19 protein-coding genes and 1 riboswitch are annotated in these 18,865 nt (G+C 63.6%); of the genes, 9 read left to right on the forward strand and 10 right to left on the reverse strand.

The annotated features are described in order from the left end of the window. Positions 1 to 22 precede the first annotated feature (22 nt). Positions 23 to 2,020, forward strand: coding sequence for an ATP-binding cassette domain-containing protein (locus NCG91_RS24870; protein WP_251351630.1), 1,998 nt, complete (start codon positions 23 to 25; stop codon positions 2,018 to 2,020). Between the two features lie 39 nt (positions 2,021 to 2,059). Here the strand turns inward: NCG91_RS24870 and NCG91_RS24875 are convergent, their stop codons facing one another. Continuing rightward, complete coding sequence (locus tag NCG91_RS24875; RefSeq protein ID WP_251351631.1) at positions 2,060 to 2,542, reverse strand: chemotaxis protein CheW; 483 nt, start codon at positions 2,540 to 2,542, stop codon at positions 2,060 to 2,062. A 197-nt stretch (positions 2,543 to 2,739) separates the two neighbouring features. On the opposite strand from NCG91_RS24875, the gene arfB reads away from it, so the two are divergent. Further along, the gene (gene arfB, locus NCG91_RS24880) at positions 2,740 to 3,138 is read left to right on the forward strand and encodes an alternative ribosome rescue aminoacyl-tRNA hydrolase ArfB (RefSeq protein ID WP_034779396.1); all 399 of its coding nucleotides are present in this window, start codon (positions 2,740 to 2,742) and stop codon (positions 3,136 to 3,138) included. On the opposite strand, the gene NCG91_RS24885 is transcribed toward arfB, so the two are convergent. Both NCG91_RS24885 and NCG91_RS24890 read right to left on the reverse strand, forming a co-directional pair. Beyond that, positions 3,139 to 4,998 (reverse strand): flagellar assembly protein A, encoded by a 1,860-nt coding sequence (locus NCG91_RS24885; protein ID WP_251351632.1) that lies wholly within the window; start codon positions 4,996 to 4,998, stop codon positions 3,139 to 3,141. Between the two features lie 158 nt (positions 4,999 to 5,156). Next, positions 5,157 to 5,546: a hypothetical protein gene (locus NCG91_RS24890; RefSeq protein ID WP_099378341.1), complete on the reverse strand. Its 390-nt coding sequence runs from the start codon at positions 5,544 to 5,546 to the stop codon at positions 5,157 to 5,159. Positions 5,547 to 5,810: 264 nt separating this feature from the next. On the opposite strand from NCG91_RS24890, the gene ompR reads away from it, so the two are divergent. Together ompR and NCG91_RS24900 are read left to right on the forward strand one after the other, a co-directional pair. Continuing rightward, entirely contained in the window at positions 5,811 to 6,512 is a 702-nt protein-coding gene (gene ompR / locus NCG91_RS24895; protein WP_223278807.1) for an osmolarity response regulator transcription factor OmpR, read from the forward strand. Positions 6,513 to 6,525: 13 nt separating this feature from the next. Next, positions 6,526 to 7,884, forward strand: coding sequence for a sensor histidine kinase (locus NCG91_RS24900; protein WP_251351633.1), 1,359 nt, complete (start codon positions 6,526 to 6,528; stop codon positions 7,882 to 7,884). 38 nt (positions 7,885 to 7,922) lie between these two features. Here NCG91_RS24900 and NCG91_RS24905 read toward each other — a convergent pair whose 3' ends face one another. Next, a complete protein-coding gene (locus NCG91_RS24905) occupies positions 7,923 to 8,402 on the reverse strand; it encodes an Imm26 family immunity protein (protein WP_099667202.1) in 480 nt (159 codons plus the stop codon). A gap of 125 nt (positions 8,403 to 8,527) precedes the next feature. Beyond that, the gene (locus NCG91_RS24910; protein WP_034750230.1) at positions 8,528 to 8,833 is read right to left on the reverse strand and encodes a ferritin family protein; all 306 of its coding nucleotides are present in this window, start codon (positions 8,831 to 8,833) and stop codon (positions 8,528 to 8,530) included. Positions 8,834 to 8,975: 142 nt separating this feature from the next. Between NCG91_RS24910 and NCG91_RS24915 the strand changes: the two genes are divergently transcribed. After that, a complete protein-coding gene (locus NCG91_RS24915; protein WP_099667201.1) occupies positions 8,976 to 10,133 on the forward strand; it encodes an iron-containing alcohol dehydrogenase in 1,158 nt (385 codons plus the stop codon). 67 nt (positions 10,134 to 10,200) lie between these two features. Continuing rightward, positions 10,201 to 10,298, forward strand: a riboswitch (TPP riboswitch). Positions 10,299 to 10,385: 87 nt separating this feature from the next. After that, a complete protein-coding gene (locus NCG91_RS24920) occupies positions 10,386 to 12,539 on the forward strand; it encodes a TonB-dependent siderophore receptor (protein WP_251351634.1) in 2,154 nt (717 codons plus the stop codon). Here the strand turns inward: NCG91_RS24920 and NCG91_RS24925 are convergent. From NCG91_RS24925 to NCG91_RS24935, 3 genes are all read right to left on the reverse strand, one after another. Beyond that, complete coding sequence (locus tag NCG91_RS24925; RefSeq protein WP_251351642.1) at positions 12,536 to 13,084, reverse strand: AAA family ATPase; 549 nt, start codon at positions 13,082 to 13,084, stop codon at positions 12,536 to 12,538. The genes NCG91_RS24920 and NCG91_RS24925 overlap by 4 nt on opposite strands. Then, entirely contained in the window at positions 13,084 to 13,695 is a 612-nt protein-coding gene (gene pnuC, locus NCG91_RS24930) for a nicotinamide riboside transporter PnuC (protein WP_099667198.1), read from the reverse strand. The genes NCG91_RS24925 and pnuC overlap by 1 nt, the downstream gene beginning before the upstream one ends. An 86-nt stretch (positions 13,696 to 13,781) precedes the next feature. Then, positions 13,782 to 14,300, reverse strand: coding sequence for a DUF2867 domain-containing protein (locus tag NCG91_RS24935; protein ID WP_251351635.1), 519 nt, complete (start codon positions 14,298 to 14,300; stop codon positions 13,782 to 13,784). 67 nt (positions 14,301 to 14,367) lie between these two features. Between NCG91_RS24935 and NCG91_RS24940 the strand changes: the two genes are divergently transcribed. Together NCG91_RS24940 and NCG91_RS24945 are read left to right on the forward strand one after the other, a co-directional pair. Next, positions 14,368 to 15,003 (forward strand): TetR/AcrR family transcriptional regulator, encoded by a 636-nt coding sequence (locus NCG91_RS24940; RefSeq protein WP_251351636.1) that lies wholly within the window; start codon positions 14,368 to 14,370, stop codon positions 15,001 to 15,003. A gap of 52 nt (positions 15,004 to 15,055) precedes the next feature. Then, entirely contained in the window at positions 15,056 to 15,547 is a 492-nt protein-coding gene (locus NCG91_RS24945) for a hypothetical protein (RefSeq protein WP_251351637.1), read from the forward strand. 36 nt (positions 15,548 to 15,583) lie between these two features. Here NCG91_RS24945 and NCG91_RS24950 read toward each other — a convergent pair whose 3' ends face one another. After that, on the reverse strand, positions 15,584 to 16,108 hold the full coding sequence (locus tag NCG91_RS24950) for a hypothetical protein (RefSeq protein ID WP_251351638.1): 525 nt from the start codon (positions 16,106 to 16,108) through the stop codon (positions 15,584 to 15,586). A gap of 153 nt (positions 16,109 to 16,261) precedes the next feature. Continuing rightward, on the reverse strand, positions 16,262 to 18,418 hold the full coding sequence (locus tag NCG91_RS24955) for a S46 family peptidase (protein ID WP_354004635.1): 2,157 nt from the start codon (positions 18,416 to 18,418) through the stop codon (positions 16,262 to 16,264). A gap of 159 nt (positions 18,419 to 18,577) precedes the next feature. Here NCG91_RS24955 and NCG91_RS24960 point away from each other — a divergent pair. Next, positions 18,578 to 18,865, forward strand: a 288-nt coding sequence (locus NCG91_RS24960) for an IS1/IS1595 family N-terminal zinc-binding domain-containing protein (protein WP_435526519.1), incomplete at its 3' end; no start/stop codon positions are given.

Here is an 18,865-nt window from a genome sequence, read left to right on the forward strand (position 1 = left end):
AATTTACAACACAAAGAAAAAAATGATACGTTTCCTACAAGTAAGCCTGATGCGCGGCATCAAACCGTTGCTCGAACAAGTCGATGTCACCCTCAATCCGGGCGACAAGATCGGCCTGATCGGCGCCAATGGCGCGGGCAAATCGAGCCTGTTCGCCATGATGCGTGGCGAATTGCACCCTGACCAGGGCGAGATCGATTTCCCGGCCAAGTGGCGCGTGGCTTACGTGGCGCAGGAAACGCCGCCGCTGGACCGTGCCGCGCTCGACTATGCGATCGATGGCGACGTCACCCTGCGCAAACTGGAAGCGGAACTGGCGCGCCTGGAATCGGAGCCTGCCACGTCGGAAAACGGTATCGCCATCGGCGAAATCTACAGCGCCATGGCCGATGCCGACGCCTACACCGTGCAATCGCGCGGCGAGCAATTGCTGCTGGGCCTGGGCTTCACCCTGGACCAGATGCAGCAACCTGTGGCCAGTTTCTCCGGCGGCTGGCGCATGCGTTTGAACTTGGCGCAAGCGCTGATGTGCCCGTCCGACCTGCTGCTGCTCGATGAACCGACCAACCACTTGGATCTGGACGCCATCATCTGGCTGGAAGACTGGCTCAAGCGTTACGCCGGCACCTTGCTGATCATTTCCCATGACCGCGACTTCCTCGATGAAGTCGTCAACGTGGTCGTGCATATCGACGAGCGCAAGCTGAAACGCTACTCGGGCAACTATTCGAGCTTCGAGCGCCAACGCGCGGCGCAGATGATCCTGGCCGCCGGCGCGCTGGAAAAGCAACAGCGCAAGCGCGCCCATCTGGAATCGTTCGTGAACCGCTTCAAGGCGCAAGCGTCCAAGGCCCGCCAGGCGCAAAGCCGCATGAAGGCGCTGGCGAAGATGGAAGAGCTGGCGCCACTGCGCGCCGCCGCCGAATTCTCGTTCGAATTCCGCGAGCCGCTGTCGGCTCCGAACCCGCTGCTGGTGATGGAAGACGTCGATGCGGGCTACAAGATCGAGAACGAAGCGACGGGCGAAATCACGCATAAAACCATCGTCAACGGCATCAAGTTTTCGCTGCAGATCGGCCAGCGCATCGGCTTGCTGGGCCAGAATGGCGCCGGCAAATCGACCCTGATCAAGACCATCGCCGGCGAACTGATGCCGCTGATGGGCGACGCCACCATGGGCAAGGGCTTGAACATCGGCTACTTCGCCCAGCACCAGGTGGAAATGCTGCGCCACGACGAATCGCCGCTGTGGCATCTGGCGAAGATCGCCCCGACCGTGCGCGAGCAGGAATTGCGCAACTTCCTCGGCGGATTCAACTTCCCCGGCAACATGGTCACCGCGTCGATCGCACCGTTCTCGGGCGGCGAAAAAGCCCGTCTGGCGCTGGCCCTGATCGTCTGGCAGCGTCCTAACCTGCTGCTGCTCGATGAACCGACCAACCATCTGGATCTGGAAACGCGCGAAGCGCTGACGGAAGCGCTGGCCCAGTTCGAAGGCACGCTGGTCGTCGTTTCCCATGATCGCCACTTGCTGCGCGCCACCACCGACGAATTCATCATCGTTGCCGACGGCAAGCTGCAACCGTTCGACGGCGACCTGGACGACTACAAGGATTGGCTGTTCAAGACCAAGCTGGGCAAGGGCACGGACGTGCTGCCGGCCGCCGGCAAGGCCAACAAGACGGACTTCCCCGTGACGTCTTCCGTACCTTCGCCGGTAGCCGCCGCCCCTGCCGCGCCCGTGCGCGACAAGCGCAAGGAAGCGGAAGAGCGCCAGAAAACGGCCGCCCTGCGCAAGCCGATCGAAAACAAGATCAAGCGCCAGGAAGAGCAGATCGCCAAGCGCAATGCGCAAAAGGCGGAAACCGACGCCAAGCTGGGCGAGCCGACCATCTACGACGCGGCCAACAAGGCCAAGCTGAAGCAATTGCTGGCCGACCAGACCTTCTTCACCAAGGACCTGGCGCAGCTGGAAGCGGAGTGGCTCGATCTGCAAGATCAACTCGAAAAGCTCGGTTAATGCAGTAGCGACAAAAGACGACTCCCGGGTCGTCTTTTTTTATGCCGCCTGCATGGGGCTGGGGCTGCGGATCGCCATCAGGCGGTCGATGTCGACGAGGATCAATCGGCGTCCCGCCACCGTGCCCAGGCCCAGCAGGTAATCGGCTTCCGTCTCGCCCAGGCCGGGCACGGCGGCGATGTCGGCGGGCGCCAGGCTGACGATATCGGTGACGCCATCGACCACCATGCCCATCACGCCATTGCTCAGCTGCAGGATGATCACGTCGGTGGCCGGGTCGGGCGCGCCGTGGGCGCTGCCGAACGCGGCGCGCATGTCGACGATGGGAATGATCACGCCGCGCGAGACGGCCACGTTGTGCAGCACTTCCCCTTCCGAGGAAAAGCGGTCGAGCTCCTTCAGGGGGCGCAATTCCCGCACGCAACGGTAATCGAGGCCGTATTCCAGGCCACCCAGCCGGAAGCTCAAGTACTGCGTCAGGTATTGCGCGGTTGCGGCGCCAGGCGTGGTCGTGGGCTGCATGATGTTCCTTTCATCCGGTAAGCGCTGCCAGGATGCGCAGTGGCGCAACGTTGGCCCCATGCTAACCAGCATCGCCGCAGGCGGCGTTGAGAAAACTCAACTTTCCCGGAAGGCCAGCCTGTACTCAACACCCCGCCTTGCGCCGGCGCAGCCATCTTCCCTTACAATACCGACATCCCCCCCCCAACAGGCAGGCCATGCAACACCTCGTCAACCCCGCTGAAGTTGAATTTTCCGCCATCCGCGCCCAGGGCCCGGGCGGGCAGAACGTCAACAAGGTATCCAGCGCCATCCATCTGCGCTTCCCCATCGCCGCCTCGTCGCTGCCGGAAGCGTACAAGGAACGGCTGCTGGCCCTGCGCGACAGCCGCATCAGCAAGGATGGCGTACTGGTGCTCAAAGCGCAGCAGTCGCGCAGCCAGGAGCAGAACAAGGAAGAGGCGTTGCGGCGCTTGCAGGAAATCATCGACAGCGTGACTTTCCTGCCCGCCGTGCGCCGCGCCACCAAGCCCACGCGCAGCTCGCAGCGGCGCCGCCTCGACAGCAAGAGCACGCACAGCGTCCTCAAGCAATCCCGCGGCAAAGTTATCGACTGATCAGGGCGGTGGCTGGTAAGTCCAGTCCAGGCTGCCCGTGCTGTCCGCGAACACGGGCTGCGTGGCTGGCGTGGCGCTGCGCAGCAAGGCCTTGATTTCTTTCGGCGGCCGGTCGTAGACCTTGGCCGGTCCGGGCGGCACGACGAGGGCGCGCACCGTCGTCTCGCCATCGACGAGACCCAGGGTGCAGCGCGACTGGCCCGCCGTCGCCTGCCGCGACTGGCGCAATTGTTCCACCAGCGCCAGCATCTGCGCGTGCAGGATTTCCGACTGTTTCACTTCCACGCGCAGCCGCGCCACCTCTTTCAGCACGGGAGCGATGCGCGCGGCCAGCTTGTCGTACTGCAGCTGCTGCGCTGGCTGCAACTGCAATTCGCCGCGCCGCAGCTGGCCCGCCAGGGTCAGGTAGTTGCGCACCTCGGGCAATTGCGCGATGGCATCGATTTCCTGCTGGCGCTTGTGCTGCACCTGCAGGAATTGCGCCGCCTTCGCCAGGCTTTCCCCGATCTTTTGCTCCAGCGCGCTCAAGTCGGGCACGAGGGGGAACAGCAGCATTTCCACCTGCCTGCGGGGACCGGCGCTGCCGATGCGGATGGTGCGCGCCGCCACGGCGCAGCCTTCGGCCAGTTCGATGACGACCTCGTCGGCGATGATCTCGCAATTGCTGGCGCTGTCGATCACCACGCGCGTGCCGGCGATGACGCAGCTTTCGGCCCGCTTCACGTGCACTTCGCCGCTCAGCGCCTGCAGCACGGAACCGGAGGCGACGCCCTCGACGCGCACGTCGCCGTGCTCGTTGAAGGCCGTGCCGCCCACCAGGTTGCGCTTGAGCCATATCAACCCGCCATGCGAGTGCAGATGGCCATACACGTCGCCATGGATGGTGATGTCGCTGCCGTCGAGCTGGCGCTGCTCCTGCACTTCGCCATACTCCTCGTAGGCGGCGCGCAGCTTCAGATTGCCCGTGGTGCGGCTGCTGACGCCTTCGCGGCTGACGATCTTGTTTTCGATCGACATCTTGCCGTGCTCATCGACATTCACATAACCATCCATGGTGGCGACGACGAAAGCGCCATCGCTGAAATACTCGACCGACGTGCCTGGCCCCGCCACCGCAGCCAGGTCCAGCTCCAGCGGCGCGGGCGGCGGCATTGGCTTGCCGGCCAGGTCATAGCCAGGCAAGCCGGGCGTGCCCGGCAGCAGGCGCAGCAGGCGCGCGTGCTTTTTCACTTGCGGGAAGCGGTTCTTGAAGCTGAGCAAATCCAGGCGGCCATCGGAGCGTTCGCGCGGCGCATCGTCGCGGTGGATGCCTTGCGACACTTCGACCAGCTGGGCGTCGCGCCCCGGCTGCGGCGGCAGCACCCGCGCCACCGTGATGCGCTCGGCCTTGCCGCTGGCGAGCATGGCGCGCACGGCCACGCTATCGATGCCGTAGTGCACGTCCTTGCACCACAAGTCAGCCACCAGCTCGTCAAACTCGCGGCGCGCCGGCGCCTGGCCATCCGCGTCGGCAGGCAAGGTTTCAAAATAAAACTCGGCGCTGTCGCCCCGGATCTTGACCTGTTTATACAGCGCGCGGCGCTGGGGCGGGAACGGCGCCACGCGCACGGCGATGCGCAGCAAGGCGTCGCCCTTGGGCGCGGCGCGGGGTGCGGGCGCATGGAACAGGGTCAGCAGGAACAAACCGTAATCTAGGCCCGCCAGCAACTGCCCCGACTGGAACAGCTGGTCGACGGCGGCGCGCAGCTGCGCCGGCGCCAGCGACAGGTCCAGGAACACGCCCTCGTCGCGCTGGACCAGGCCGTGCGGCAAGCCGCCTGCGGGGACCGCATCCGGAACGGGTGTGTCGTCGTCGCTCACGCCTTGCCTCCCCCAACAGCCATTTCAAAGAATTGCCTCCGTGCACTAGAACAATATCACGGGGCGGGGCCGTGTGCCTGACTGAGCGACAATGCGGGCGGCCAGATGCAACAGGGCCATGTCTTGCGAGATGGCCCTGTCGGAGGGGGGATGGCCGCCTAGCGGCGCGGCGGGTTGGAATAGATATCCTGGCCCACTTCGTTGATCTGGCGGCGCAGGTCGCGCCGCTCGTCGGGCGTCATGCGGCCCGTGCGGCGCGAGGCGTCGGCGCCTTCGTTGGCGCGGCGCTGCTCTTCAGCGCGCGTGTCGAAACTGCGTGCGTCACGCTGTTCGCGCAGTCGCGTATCATTGCTACTGGTGCGCTGTACCTGTTCATACCGCTGGGCCTGCATTTGCTGCTGGTCGTCACGGCGTGGCGGCGGCTGGTTTTGCGCTGACGCCAGGCTGGCGGCAAACACGGAGCAAACGGCAAATGCGGACAGCACAGTTGTACGTGCGGCAATAGCTGCGCTGGGAGCGGCGTGAATTTTTTTAGTAAAGATATTCATTGAGTTCCTCTTCCGCGATGCCGTATAAACTTAAAGCTGATTTCCACTGTGGCCCCAGTGTATGATGCTTTACACGGTGCAGTAAGAGTAATTGGGTAAAGTTTGTAACACTTTGTAATGGGTCGCCACAGCCCCTTGCCGACGCCGCGCGAGGCGTTACTATAGCAACTAATATAAGATAACACGACACCCTAAATGACCACAACCTCCACTTCCGGCAGCAACACACCAACGCAATCGATCCACGGCCACCAGGCAAAAATCATGGTGGTCGATGACGATGTGCGCCTGCGCGACCTGCTGCGCCGCTACCTGACCGAACAGGGTTTCAATGTCTTCACGGCAGAGAGCGCGACGGCCATGAACAAGCTGTGGCTGCGCGAACGCTACGACCTGCTGGTGCTCGACCTGATGCTGCCGGGCGAAGACGGCCTGTCGATCTGCCGCCGCCTGCGCGGCGCGGGCGACCAGACGCCGATCATCATGCTGACGGCCAAGGGCGAAGACGTGGACCGCATCGTGGGCCTGGAAATGGGTGCCGACGATTACCTGCCGAAACCGTTCAATCCGCGCGAGCTGGTGGCCCGCATCGGCGCCGTGCTGCGCCGCAAGGGTCCCGATGAAATCCCGGGCGCGCCGTCGGAAACGCCGCAAACCTTCGAATTCGGCGACTTCGTGCTGGACCTGGGTACGCGTACCCTGAAAAAGAATGGCGAAACGGTGCCCCTGACCACGGGCGAGTTTTCCGTGCTGAAAGTGTTTGCCCGCCATGCGCGCCAGCCCCTGTCGCGCGAAAAACTGATGGAACTGGCGCGCGGCCGCGAATACGAAGTGTTCGACCGCAGCCTGGACGTGCAAATCTCGCGCCTGCGCAAACTGATCGAGCCAGATCCGTCGAGCCCGCTGTTCATCCAGACCGTGTGGGGCCTCGGCTACGTCTTCATCCCGGACGGACAGCCGCGCTGATCGCTGGCGAGGCATGATGAAGCTTTTTCCCGATATCAGCCTGGCGCGGCTGAAAAGCGGCTTGTTCTGGCGCACCTTTTTGCTGCTCGGCACCTTGACCACGGTCAGCATGATCGCGTGGTTCAGCATGATTTCCTTCATCCAGCGCGAGCCGCAGGCGCAGCAGATTTCCGCCCAGATCATTTCCGTCGTCACCATCACGCATGCGGCCTTGACGCACTCGGCGCCCGAACTACGGCGCGAGCTGCTGTTCGACCTCGTCAGCAATGAAGGCATCCGCATCTTCTCGCTGGAAGAAGACGACCGCATCGAGCCGCCGCCCGACAATTACCTGATGCCCGACATCGAGGCGCTGGTGAAGGCCAAGCTGGGCAAGGACACGCGCTTTTCCGCGCGCGTCAACGGCGTGGCCGGCTTCTGGGTCAGCTTCAAGATCGACGACGACGAGTACTGGCTGATGCTGGACCGCGAGCGCCTGCGCGGCCTGACGGGCTTCCAGTGGCTGGGCTGGGCCAGCCTCGTGTCCCTGCTGTCCCTGCTGGGCGCGGCCATCATTTCCAGCCTGATCAATCTGCCGCTGTCGCGCTTGACGGCGGCCGCGCGCGACATCGCCAAGGGCAAGCAGCCGGCGCCGCTGCCGGAAAAGGGCCCGATCGAAATCATCGAGGCGAACCGCAGCTTCAATCAGATGGTCGACGACCTGAAACAGGTGGAATCGGACCGCGCCGTGATCCTGGCCGGCATTTCGCACGACTTGCGCACGCCGCTGGCGCGCATGCAGCTGGAAGTGGAAATGGCGAACCTGTCGGACGAGGCGCGCGAAGGCATCCAGTCCGATATCGGGCAAATGGACGCCATCATCGGCCAGTTCCTAGACTATGCCAGGCCGACGGAGGCGTCGAGCTTTACCGACGTCGACCTCAGCGGTTTGCTCAACGACATGACGCGCGAAGCGATGCGCCTGCCGGACGTGAAGATCAACGCCAGCATCGCCGACGGCGCGCATGCGATGGGCAACCCCACCGACCTGCGCCGCGTGCTGAACAACCTGATCGAGAATGCGCGCCGCTATGGCAAGACGCCGGGCAGCGACGTGACGGAAATCGACATCGCCTGCCAGGTGCGCACCAGCCATGGCGCGAAAAAGGTGATCATCGAGGTGCAGGACCACGGCACGGGCGTGCCGGCGGAAAAGATCGAACAGCTGATGAAGCCATTCACCCGCCTCGACACGGCGCGCGGGCAGGCAAATGGCGCCGGACTGGGCCTGGCCATCGTCGACCGCGTGCTGCTGCGCCATGGCGCTGAATTGCAAGTGCGCAACCGCGAAGGCGGCGGCCTCGCGTTTCAGATCAGCTTGCCAGCGGCATAAACGGACGGGAACGGTACAGTTGTGCCGTTCCCTGCCGCTCAGGCGGACGCCTGTTCCTGCGCCAGCAATTTATTCATCAACAATTCCGTCGCCCCATAACCGTACAGGGAATCGCTTTCCATGCCCGGCGTATCGAAGGGAATCGATTCCTCGCGGTTCAGCTTGGCAGGGTCGGCATCCGCATAGCTGGCGCGCCAGGCGCGCTGCAAGGATTCATTGCGGCGGATAAAGGCCGGCATGGGCCAGGCATCGCGCTCCCAGTGGCGGCTGTCGCCCAGCAGGGGCCAGCGCTCGTTGAGCAGGGCCATGTCGCCCGTGCGCAGGCGGCGCACGGCCTGTTCCGGGCGCAAGCCTTCCAGCTCCTCCAGCGTGGGCAAGCTGTCGCGCTTCGGCCCGAACATATACGCCAGCATGATGCGCCCGGCAGGCGCCCTGCGCGCCACCACGCCGACGGCATAGCCGCCGCCCGGCAAGGGCACGGCAAACCAGCTGCCTTCTCGGTATGGTAATGATCTCATTTCTTGAAGCCCCCTGAAATACACCGGACAGCCGCTGCTATCCGACGTTAAATTTAATTAGGGGCACAGTCTACGCGAAGCGATGCGAAAGTGGCGCATGGTACGCCACAGCAACAAACCAATAGTTACAATATTTTCTCGTCATAGTGATATTGGGCAACAATCGGCCCCGCCTTGAACAGCGCTTCCTTCATGGCCGTGTCCAGGCGCGCGTCGCGGCGGCGCATCCATTCGAGCAGCATGGCCGCTTCCTTGCGGCTGGTGTCGCCCGCGTGCGCGAGCACGCGGCGCAGTTCCGGGTCCGTGCACGCCTCGAAACGCTGACTGTTCAAGTCCAGCGCCTGCAGTGCGGCGATGGTGGCGCCGATGGCGCGGTGCATGTCGAGCGCGGTGGCCGGCAAGCCGGATTCTTCCAGTGGGACGGTGGTCATGCGCATTCCTTTTCGCGTGGTGGTGACATCGGCTGCATTCTCCACCGCGCGGACGAAAAGCTCAAGCGTCCACGGCACGTTTCCACCCATTCGGCCATAATCATGGCTCAGCAACAGCCTAAACCTCAGCGGCAGGAGCCCCATGTTCAATTTCGACTTTTACAATCCGACGCAAATCCTTTTCGGCCAGGGCCAGATCGCCGCCATCACGGCGCTGATCCCGCCCCAGGCCAGAGTGCTCATGACGTATGGCGGCGGCAGCATCAAGCAGAACGGCGTCTACGATGAAGTCAAGGCGGCGCTGGCCGGCCATACGGTGCTGGAATTTGCCGGCATCGAACCCAATCCCAGCTATGAAACCCTGATGCAGGCCGTGGCCATGGTGAAAAGCGAGCGCATCGATTTCCTGCTGGCCGTCGGCGGCGGTTCCGTGGTCGATGGCACCAAGTTCATCGCCGCGGCCGCCCTGCACGAAGGCGTGGCCTGGGACATCCTGGCCAAAGGCGGCAAGATCGTCGAAGCCGCCCTGCCCTTCGGCACCGTGTTGACCTTGCCGGCCACGGGTTCCGAAATGAATGGCTCGGCCGTGATCACGCGCAAGGCCACGCAAGAAAAGCGCTCGTTCATGAGCCGCAAGGTCTATCCTAAATTCTCCGTGCTGGACCCGTCGAAGACGTTCACCTTGCCGCTGCGCCAGGTGGGCAATGGCGTCGTCGATGCGTTCGCGCATGTGATGGAACAGTATTTGACCTACCCTGTGAACGCGTCCGTGCAAGACCGCTTCGCCGAAGGCATTTTATTGACGCTGATCGAGGAAGGCCCGAAAGCCCTGTCGCACCCGGACGACTACGACGTGCGCGCCAACGTGATGTGGAGCGCCACCCTGGCCTTGAACGGCCTGATCGGCGTGGGCGTGCCGCAGGACTGGTCCACGCACGCCATCGGCCACGAATTGACGGCCTTGTACGAGCTCGACCATGCGCAAACCCTGGCCATCATCCTGCCCAGCATGTTGCGCGTGCGCAAACAAGCCAAGCGCGCCAAGCTGCTGCAATACGCGGCCCGCGTGTGGGGCCTGGACGGCGGCGACGAGGATGGCCGCATCGAGGCCGCCATCGCGCGCACGGAATTCTTCTTCCGCCACATGGGCGTCAAGACGCGCCTGGCCGACTATGGCCTCAACCACGCCAGCGTGGACGCCGTCGTGTCCGCCCTGGAAGCGCACGGCATGACGGCCCTGGGCGAACAGCGCGAAGTGACGCCAGCCGTCAGCCGCAAGGTGCTGGAACTCAGTCTGTAGATTCGCACCACACTGTTGTAAAACGGTCAGCCGGGTGGGACAGCTGGCCGTGGTTCATGCTAAGCTGTCATTTCGCTAGGGGTCCTGGAGCAGTCATCCGGGTGAGAGATACCCTTCGTACCTGATCTGGATAATGCCAGCGAAGGAAAGCGCAAAGTACCTCCCTCCTTTGATAGCTCCTGCGTTGGCGCCAGCCGAACAAGCAGCCTGCCGTGCTCTTTTTACAGAGACGGCTTGAACCACGAGCAATCTATGTCCACACCGAATTTATCCGTTTCTGTATTGACCCTGGCCATCCTGCACGCGTTTGCCGCGCCCGCCCTGGCTTCCGACGCAGCCGACCCGCAGGCGCAAAGCATGGCCGAAGTCGTCGTCACGGCCAGCAAGGCGCCGGCCGCCAAGCGCGCCTCCGTGGGCGGCTTCAGTGACGCGCCGCTGCTGCAGACGCCGGCATCCGTCACCGTCATTTCGCAAAAAGACATGCAGGACTTGCAGATCCGCAATCTCAGCGATGCCGTCAAGCTCGACACCAGCATCAACGACGCCTACAACGCCGTCGGCTATGCGGAACAGTTTTCCATCCGCGGCTTCAAGCTCGATAACAATTCCAGCTACCGCAAGGATGGCGTGGCCATTCCTGGCGACACACAAATCCCGCTGGAAAACAAGGAACGCATCGAAGTGCTGAAGGGCCTGGCCGGCTTGCAGGCAGGCGTGGCCGCGCCAGGCGGCGTGATCGACTTCATCGTCAAGCGCCCCACCGCCGCCCCGCTGCGCACGGTCACCGTGGAAACGCGCGAACGCGGCACCGTGTACGGCGCCATCGACCTGGGCGGCCGCCTGGAAGACACGCGCTTCGGCTACCGCGTCAACGTGGCGGCCGAGCGCCTGCGCTCCTACATCAAGGGCGCGGACGGCAACCGCAAGTTCATTTCCGGCGCCTTCGACTGGCAGATTTCGCCGCAAGCGCTGCTGCAAATCGATGCCGACTACCAGGACAAGGCGCAGGCGACGGCGCCCGGCTTCCAGCTGCTGAACAATAAAACCTTGCCGACCGGCATCAGCGCCGACGCCATGCTCAACCTGCAGCCGTGGACGCGTCCCGTGGAAACCGTCACCAGCAATCTCGGCCTGCGCTTCCAGTACGCGTTCAATGACGACTGGCATGCCACCCTGTCGGCCAACCAGCACTCGTTCAAGCGCGACGACTACACGGCCTTCCCTTACGGCTGCAGCGCGCAAGACCTGTACCCAGGCTTCTGCGGCAATGGCGACTTCGACGTGTATGACTACCGCAGCCTGGGCGAGACGAAAAAACCGCTGAGCGCGCAAGCCATGATCCAGGGCAAGTTCGCCACCGGTTCCCTGCGCCATGAATTCACGGCCGGCGTCTCGACCTTCCGCCGCAAGGACCGCGCCGGCCTGTACGTGTACGACTGGGCTGGCGTGAGCAACATCTACCGCCCGCAGATCGTCGACATGTCGACGGGCGTGCAAGGCCCCGTGCGCCTGGTGCGCAAGGACACGGAAAACTCCGTCTTCGTGCAGGACATCGTCAGCCTGGCGCCGGACTGGAAGCTGCATGGCGGCTTGCGCCATATCAATGTCGACGGCTACCAGTATGTACTCAAGGCCGATACGGAAATCCGCGCCAAGCACGATTTCCTGCTGCCCAACGTCTCGCTCGTCTACACCCCGCTCGACAATCTGTCCGTGTACGCGGCCTATTCGCAAGGCATGGAACATGGCGGCACGGCCGACCGCAAGGCGCTCAATGCCAACGTGGAATTGTCGCCCAGCCGCTCGAAGCAGGTCGAACTGGGTGTGAAGATGGATGTGACGCCGGACTTCATGCTGGCGGCCAGCCTGTTCCAGATCCGCAAGGGCCTGGAATTCAACCAGTACGTCGACAGCAGCAAGAGCGCCTACAACTTCGTGCGCGAAGGCCAGGCCCAGCACCGGGGGCTGGAATTGTCGGCCCAGGGCAAGGCATCGTCCAGCCTGAGCCTGGGCGCGTCCGTGACGGCCCTGAACAGCCAGCAGTCAGGCACGGGCAATGCCGACCTCGACGGCAAGCGCGTACCCAACGTGCCGGCCTTCAAGGCGGCCGTGCATGCGGATTACGCCGTGCAACAGGTGGCGGGCTTGAGCGTGAATGGCAGCTGGGAATATGCGGGCAAGAAAGCGTTTGAGTACAGCAACACGACCTTCGTGCCGTCGTACAACGTGTTCAACCTGGGCGCCGCGTACGCCACGCGCATCGCCGGCACGCGCGCCGTGCTGCGCGCCGCCGTCAACAACGTGGCCGACAAGTTCTACTGGCGCGACGTGACGCCGGAATCGGATGGCTATCTGTATCCGGGCGCCAGCCGCACCTTCAAGGTCTCGGCGCAGTTTGACTTTTAATTGAGGGAAATGGCAGGCGCCGCAGCGAGCGCCTGCTGCAGCAAAGGCGCCGCCTGTTCCAGGCGCGCCTCCAGGCTGTCGCGCAGCACGTGGTAGACGATGCCGCGCGCGTCGAGCTCATCGAGCAGGTAGCGGTAGATCAATTGGCGCACGGCTTCCGACTCGCGCTGCAAGCCATCGGCCACCCAGGGGCTGTCGGGTGCCGTGACCAGGGTCAGATCGTACTGCGTGGCATCGGCCAGCGCCGCCAGTTGCGCATCTGCACCGTGAAAATAATGGCGGCTGTACACCACCGTCATCAAGGGCGTCGTGTCGCAAAACAGGAAGTGGCGGGCTTGGGCGGCAGCGACCGCCTCGCGTTCGACTTGCGTACGCGCAATACCATACTGATCCGCCGCGACGGGCACCCTGCCTTGCGTTTCCACAAACTCGCGTAAATACTCGGGCACCCACACCGTGCCATAGCGCTCGGCCAGGGCCGCCGCCAGGGTCGACTTGCCCGACGATTCCGCGCCCAGGATGGCCACGCGCACGCAACGCTCCATCACTTGAGGACCATCGCGCTCGGCGCGGCCGGGGCCGACTTTCTCCACGCCAGCAAGCCGATGACGGCCATCACGACGAAGAACGCGTACAGCACGGCCGTCAGGGTCAGGCCCTTGTGCACATACAGCCACACGTACAGCACGTCGACGATGATCCAGGCGATCCAGTTTTCCAATTTCTTGCGCGACAGCAGGAATTGTCCCACCAGGCTGCCTGCGGTGAGGAAACCGTCCGCATGGGGCACGTCCGTGTCCGTCGTCGTCAGCAGCCAGGCGATGAGCAGGAAGCCCACCAGCCAGCCGACGGCGCATGCCAGCCAGCCGCGGCCGTCGAGGCGCGTCACGGGCAGGGTCTTGCCGCCGCTGGCCGGGTGCAGCCACTGGTACCAGCCCCAGAACGAGACGCTGATGAACAGCAGTTGCAAGGCCATGTCGCCATACAGGCGCGATTCGAAAAACACGAAACCGTAGGCGGCCGAGGAAATGATGGCGAACAGCCACGCCCAGTGATTCTGGCGGATGTTCAGCGCAACGGTTGTCAATGCCAGGACAAAGGAAATCAGTTCAAGCGGCGTGGTGGCAAAACCCAGCAGGAGAAGCGTATCGTTCATGGGAATCGTGATGAGGCTGGTGGTGCAGTATGCAATACCAGCCATGAATAAGCAAGATTGCCCGCACCGCCAGCCGCCTTCCCCGCTCAGGCAAAGCCGCCCTTGACGGCGCGCGCCAGCGAACGCTGCACGATCAGCTTGTGGAAGGGCCGGATCAGCAGGATGTAGGCGCGTCCCACCCGATTATGGCAATGCACGACGCTGGACATGGTCACGCTGCCATGCCGTCCCGCGTCGCGGTTGCGCAGCACCGACAAACGGAAGTCCAGGTGGCTGTCATCCTCGCCCACGATGATTTCATCGTCGCTGACGGCAAAGATGCGGAAGATGCCGATGCGCTTGCCAGGCCTGGCTTCCATCTGCCTGGCCGTCCGGATGCCGAAGCGCGCCACGATGGCGTCGCGCACCACCATCAGCTTGCGCGCCCAGCCGGGCTGACTGCCCAGCAGCACGCGCGCCAGGCTTTCCATGTCCATCTGGCGCGCCTGCGCAGTCGGCAGCTCGACGGCATACGCGTCGGCCAGGTGGCTGCCCGGGTACAAGGGGGCGATGCTGGCGCCCGGCGGCAAGGCCACGGCGCGTACCGCATTGTTCATCTCTTGCATGTGCTCTCCATGTGTTCAGTGATAACATGGCCATCATACACGACAATGTGAACAGCGATAACATAACATGAGCACGAACAGCAATTATCACCATGGCAACCTGCGCGACACCCTGGTCGCCGCCACCATCGCGCAACTGGCGCAGCAGCACGACGCCGCCCTTTCCCTGCGCGAACTGGCACGCACGGTGGGCGTGTCGATCGCCGCCGTGTACCGCCACTTCCCCAGCAAGGAAGCCTTGCTGGCCGACGTGGCGGCGGCCGGCTTCGCCAGCCTGATCGCCAAATGGGAAGCCGAACTGCCGCCGCAGGGCAGCCTGCCATCCGAACAGCGTTTTCAGCTGCTGGGCCAGCAATACATCGAATTCGCCCTGGCCGCGCCGGCCCACTACCGGCTGATGTTCGAACACCAGGACGTGCGCCAGTTCCCCGCCTTGCAGGACGCGGCGCAGGCATGCTTCCAGTACGTGCTGCAGACGGCAGGCGCGGCCGTGCGCGAAGCGGGCCTCGATGCGCGCTGGGACAAGGCCGCCGCCAGCGCAGGCTGGTCGCTGGGCCACGGCTACGTGATGCTGCTGCTGAGTGGCCGCCTGGCCATGGCGGACGGCGGCGACGAGCTGTCGCCGGCCATGGTGCCGCGCTTTTTTCAGTTGCCAGTGGAGGCGCTGCGGCAGCTGCCTTGCCAGGCGGGACAACCGCAATAAAGCCAAATTGACTCGGTTATCGGCAAGTGCCACCTTCAGGAACTGATGATTCATGGATAACATATCGATAGACACGCTCTCCGTGATTGCCAGGCAATGCCTTGCGCTCACGTGCCTGCAACGCTTTTGCCGGCAGCATGCCCTGCACCACCCGGCGCTGTCCGCGTTCGCCGGCCACGCGTGGAAGGTGGCGCAGCTCGCGCCCGGGGATTTTGCCGCCTGGGAGCGCGGCTTTGCCTGCCTGGCAGTGACGGGCATGGGCGATCCCTGGCCGGACGACCTGCGCATGGCGCTGCCCGGGCACCTGCTCGGCACGTTGGAGCAACTTGTCGGGCATGTGCTGGAAACGAGCGCCTGTACCTGGCATGGCGATGACCTTGCGGCAAGCCGGCGCCAGTTGGAAGCCGTGCTTGAAATCTGTGCCAGGCATGGCGTGGCGGCGCCGCCGCTTGCGCACTATGTGCAGCACGATGCGGCGCTGCGTGGCGGCTGGGGGCCGATGCTGACGGACGCGGAAGTCAGGCGCTGGCAAGCCCTGCTATAGCGCACGGCTTGCAATGGCGGCGGAGGCTCACGCCGGCTAGCCCTGGCGCACCTGGTCGAGCAGCCGCTCCTCTTCCTCCGTATCGGCGTCGATTTGCGTGACGACGGTCCAGAATCGCGGGCAGGTCCTGATCTGCTCGAACGCATGGCTCGTTTCAAGCCGCACCATGGTTTTCCTCAGGCTGTGCAGATAGCCCTCCTCGATGGCATCGAGCAGCTCGTCATCGGCAGCGTCGATCAGCTCGAGCAGCGCGCCTTCGATCCTTGCATACCCCTCCTCCCACAGCTGGCCGATTTCCGGCACGTCGACTTCGATGCACTCGTTCGACCAGTCCGGAGGATAGTAATCGCGCTCCCGGTTGGCGGGATCGGTGTCAAGGCTCAGCGAAAGGGAGGGGAACGATACGGCGTTGAAGGCAAAGGCTGAAAATGCCTGATCCTTGAATGGGGACGCGCCCAGCAAGGCCAGCGACGCGCTGGCCAGCTTGAAGCAGGTTTCTTCGACGTCGTAGGCAGTTTCAAATGTCTGCCAATCAAGTGGTAAAGCGGGAGTCGGGGGCATGGCGGGCCTGTCGGAAAAATAAGAGTGGAAAGTGATCGGAATTATACGTGGCGCAGCCGATGCGGCAGGCGCCGGCCGCGTGTACGGTGCGGCCGCAAAAAAGCCGCATCGGCCCTGCGGCGGATGCGGCTTTGCGCTAGCGCAAGCTGAAGCTTATTTCTTGGCAGCTTTCACTGCCTTCGGATACTTGATCGTCATTTCCTGAAGCAAGTTATCCGCGTGGTCCACTTCCTTCATCACCCACAGCATGTAGCGGATGTCGAGGTGGATGGCGCGCGTGATGGCCGTGTCGAAGTACCAGTCCTTGGTGATCGATTCATACGTCGAATCGAAGTTCAGGCCGATCAATTCGCCACGCTTGTTCATCACGGCCGAGCCGGAATTGCCGCCCGTGGTGTCCGCGCTGGTGAGGAAGTTGACGGGCACCGTGCCCAGTGACGGGTCGCGGAACTGGCCGTAGCGTTTTTGCTTGACGGCGTCAATCAAGCCTTGCGGCGCTTCGAACGGAGCCTTGCCCGTGACTTTCTCGACGATGCCTTCCACGGTCGTGAACGGTCCCTTGGTGATGCCGTCGCGCGGCGAGTACGGCGATACCGTGCCGTACGTGACGCGCAGGGTCGAGTTGGCGTCAGGATAGACCGGCTTGCCTTGCGATTTCTTCCAGGCAATCACGGCTTGCATGTATTGCGGAATCACGCGTTCCAGGTTGCCGTCGATTTCCTTGCGGCGCTCTTCCAGCGCCGCTTCGACGGGCTGCAGCTTGATGGCCAGCGCCATGAAAGCGTCGTCGGACTGGGCAACAGCGGCCTGGTCCTTTTCCAGCCAGGCCAGGCGCTTGGCCGTGTCAGCCAGTTGCGTCTGCTGGTACAGGGCCGCCACGGCGCCTGGCGCCGGCAGCAGCGCGTCCAGGCCTTGCGGATGGCTCTTCGCCGCCAGTTGCGCGTAACGCTTCAGACCGGCTTCAAAACGCGCCTGGTCGACCTTGTTGACATACGACTGTTCCAGGCGGGCCAGGCGGGCCTTGATGAAGGCCAGGTCGCGCTGCTGGAAGCCCGATTCGCGCTCGGCGTCCGCTTTCTGGCGCTCCAGCGACAGGCGGTAGATGGTGCGCGCGCTTTTCAGCAAGTCGCTGTTGGTGGCCACGCTCCAGGCGAACTCTTCTTCGCTCAAGGCCATGTCGCTGGCGATCGCCGCGTCCAGTTCGGCCAGCAGGGTCGGCGACACGTTCGGCTGTTTCGCGTACCAGGCGCGGAACTCGGCATCCTGCACGTCCTTGATGGCGGCGATGTCCTTGCGGGCGAAACCGTCGAGCAAGCCCTGGGTTTTCTTCAGCACGTTGTTGATGCTTTTCACCACGCTCGCATAGCGCACGGCAGCGGCCGCATCGCCCTTCGTCGAGTCGGCCATCACGGCCAGGTCTGCTTGCAGTTCGGATACTTTCAGGGGGAAGGCCGTATCGCGCGCGAAGCGGATTTCCGCCGGCAGCTTGTAGCGGCTGGTGCGGCCGGGGTAGCCCGCCAGCAAGATGCCGTCACCGGCTTTCAAGCCTTCGGCCGACACCACCAGGAAATCCTTCGATTGGTACGGCACGTTGTCGGGCGACGGGTCGGCCGGACGGCCATCCTTGCCCACGTAGGCGCGCAGGAACGAGTAATCGCCCGTGTGGCGCGGCCACTCGTAGTTGTCAGTATCGCCGCCGAAGTTGCCGATCTTGTCCGATGGCGCGTACACGAGGCGCACGTCGCGTATCATCATCTGGCGGATGCGGTAGTACTCGAGGCCGCGGTGGAAGGCGGGCACGGAGCAGCGGTACATCTTGTCCGTTTCGCATTCGGCGATCAAGTCCTTGATGCGCTTTTCCACGGCTTCGTGGCGCGCGCGGCCGCTCATGTCGGCCGTCAAGCCTTTCAGCACGCGGTCGCTGACGTTTTCCACCTTGTCCGTCACATACACGAGGCTGTTCGGACCGCCCGGCAGCTCTGCGGCGCGCGTCTTGGCCAGGAAGCCGTCGGTGATGTAATTGTGTTCCGGCGTGGAATTGCGCTGCACGGCGCCATACGCGCAGTGGTGGTTCGTCACCACCAGGCCGGCGTCGGAAACGAAGGCGGCCGAGCAGCCGCCCAGCGACACGATGGCGCTCATCGGGTGCTTGCTCAGGTCGGCCAGTTTTTCTGCAGGAATGTCGATGCCGACCCGTTTCAGTTCGGCTTTCAGCTGCGGCAATTGGTGTGGTTGCCACTGCCCTTCGTCAGCGTGTGCGCCGGCGAACGCGCCCAGCAAGGCGACTGGTAATACGATTGTCTTGAACAAGATTTGCTCCTCCATAAAAAGCAGGCGAAAGTATAGCCTGTCCAGGCGGCCTGAGTCGGCAAAAATTATGGCTCTGTCATCGGCAAGTAGGGGAAATGCCGGAATCTTCCGTTGGCTGCGCTGTCTGACTCTGCATATTCACCACGCGGGGAGCAGATCATGCAGCCAGCCGAATGGATCAGCTTTATCGCACAGTTTGCTTACCTGAACCGGCGCCAGCGGCAGGCAGGCATAACCTTGCTGCGTGGCAACGCGCCACATGACGCGACCGTCGCGCTGCTGGAAAGCGTGGCGCAGCCGCGCCTGGCCTGTCCCGCCTGCCACGCGCATCAGCTGCACCGGCATGGCCATGCGCATGGCTTGCAGCGCTACCGTTGTGTACCGTGCGGGCGCACTTTCAATGCCTTGACGGGCACGCCGCTGTCCCGCTTGCGTCACAAGGCCCTA

The sequence above is a fragment of the Janthinobacterium kumbetense genome, assembly GCF_023703445.1.
Taxonomy (GTDB): domain Bacteria; phylum Pseudomonadota; class Gammaproteobacteria; order Burkholderiales; family Burkholderiaceae_D; genus Janthinobacterium; species Janthinobacterium kumbetense.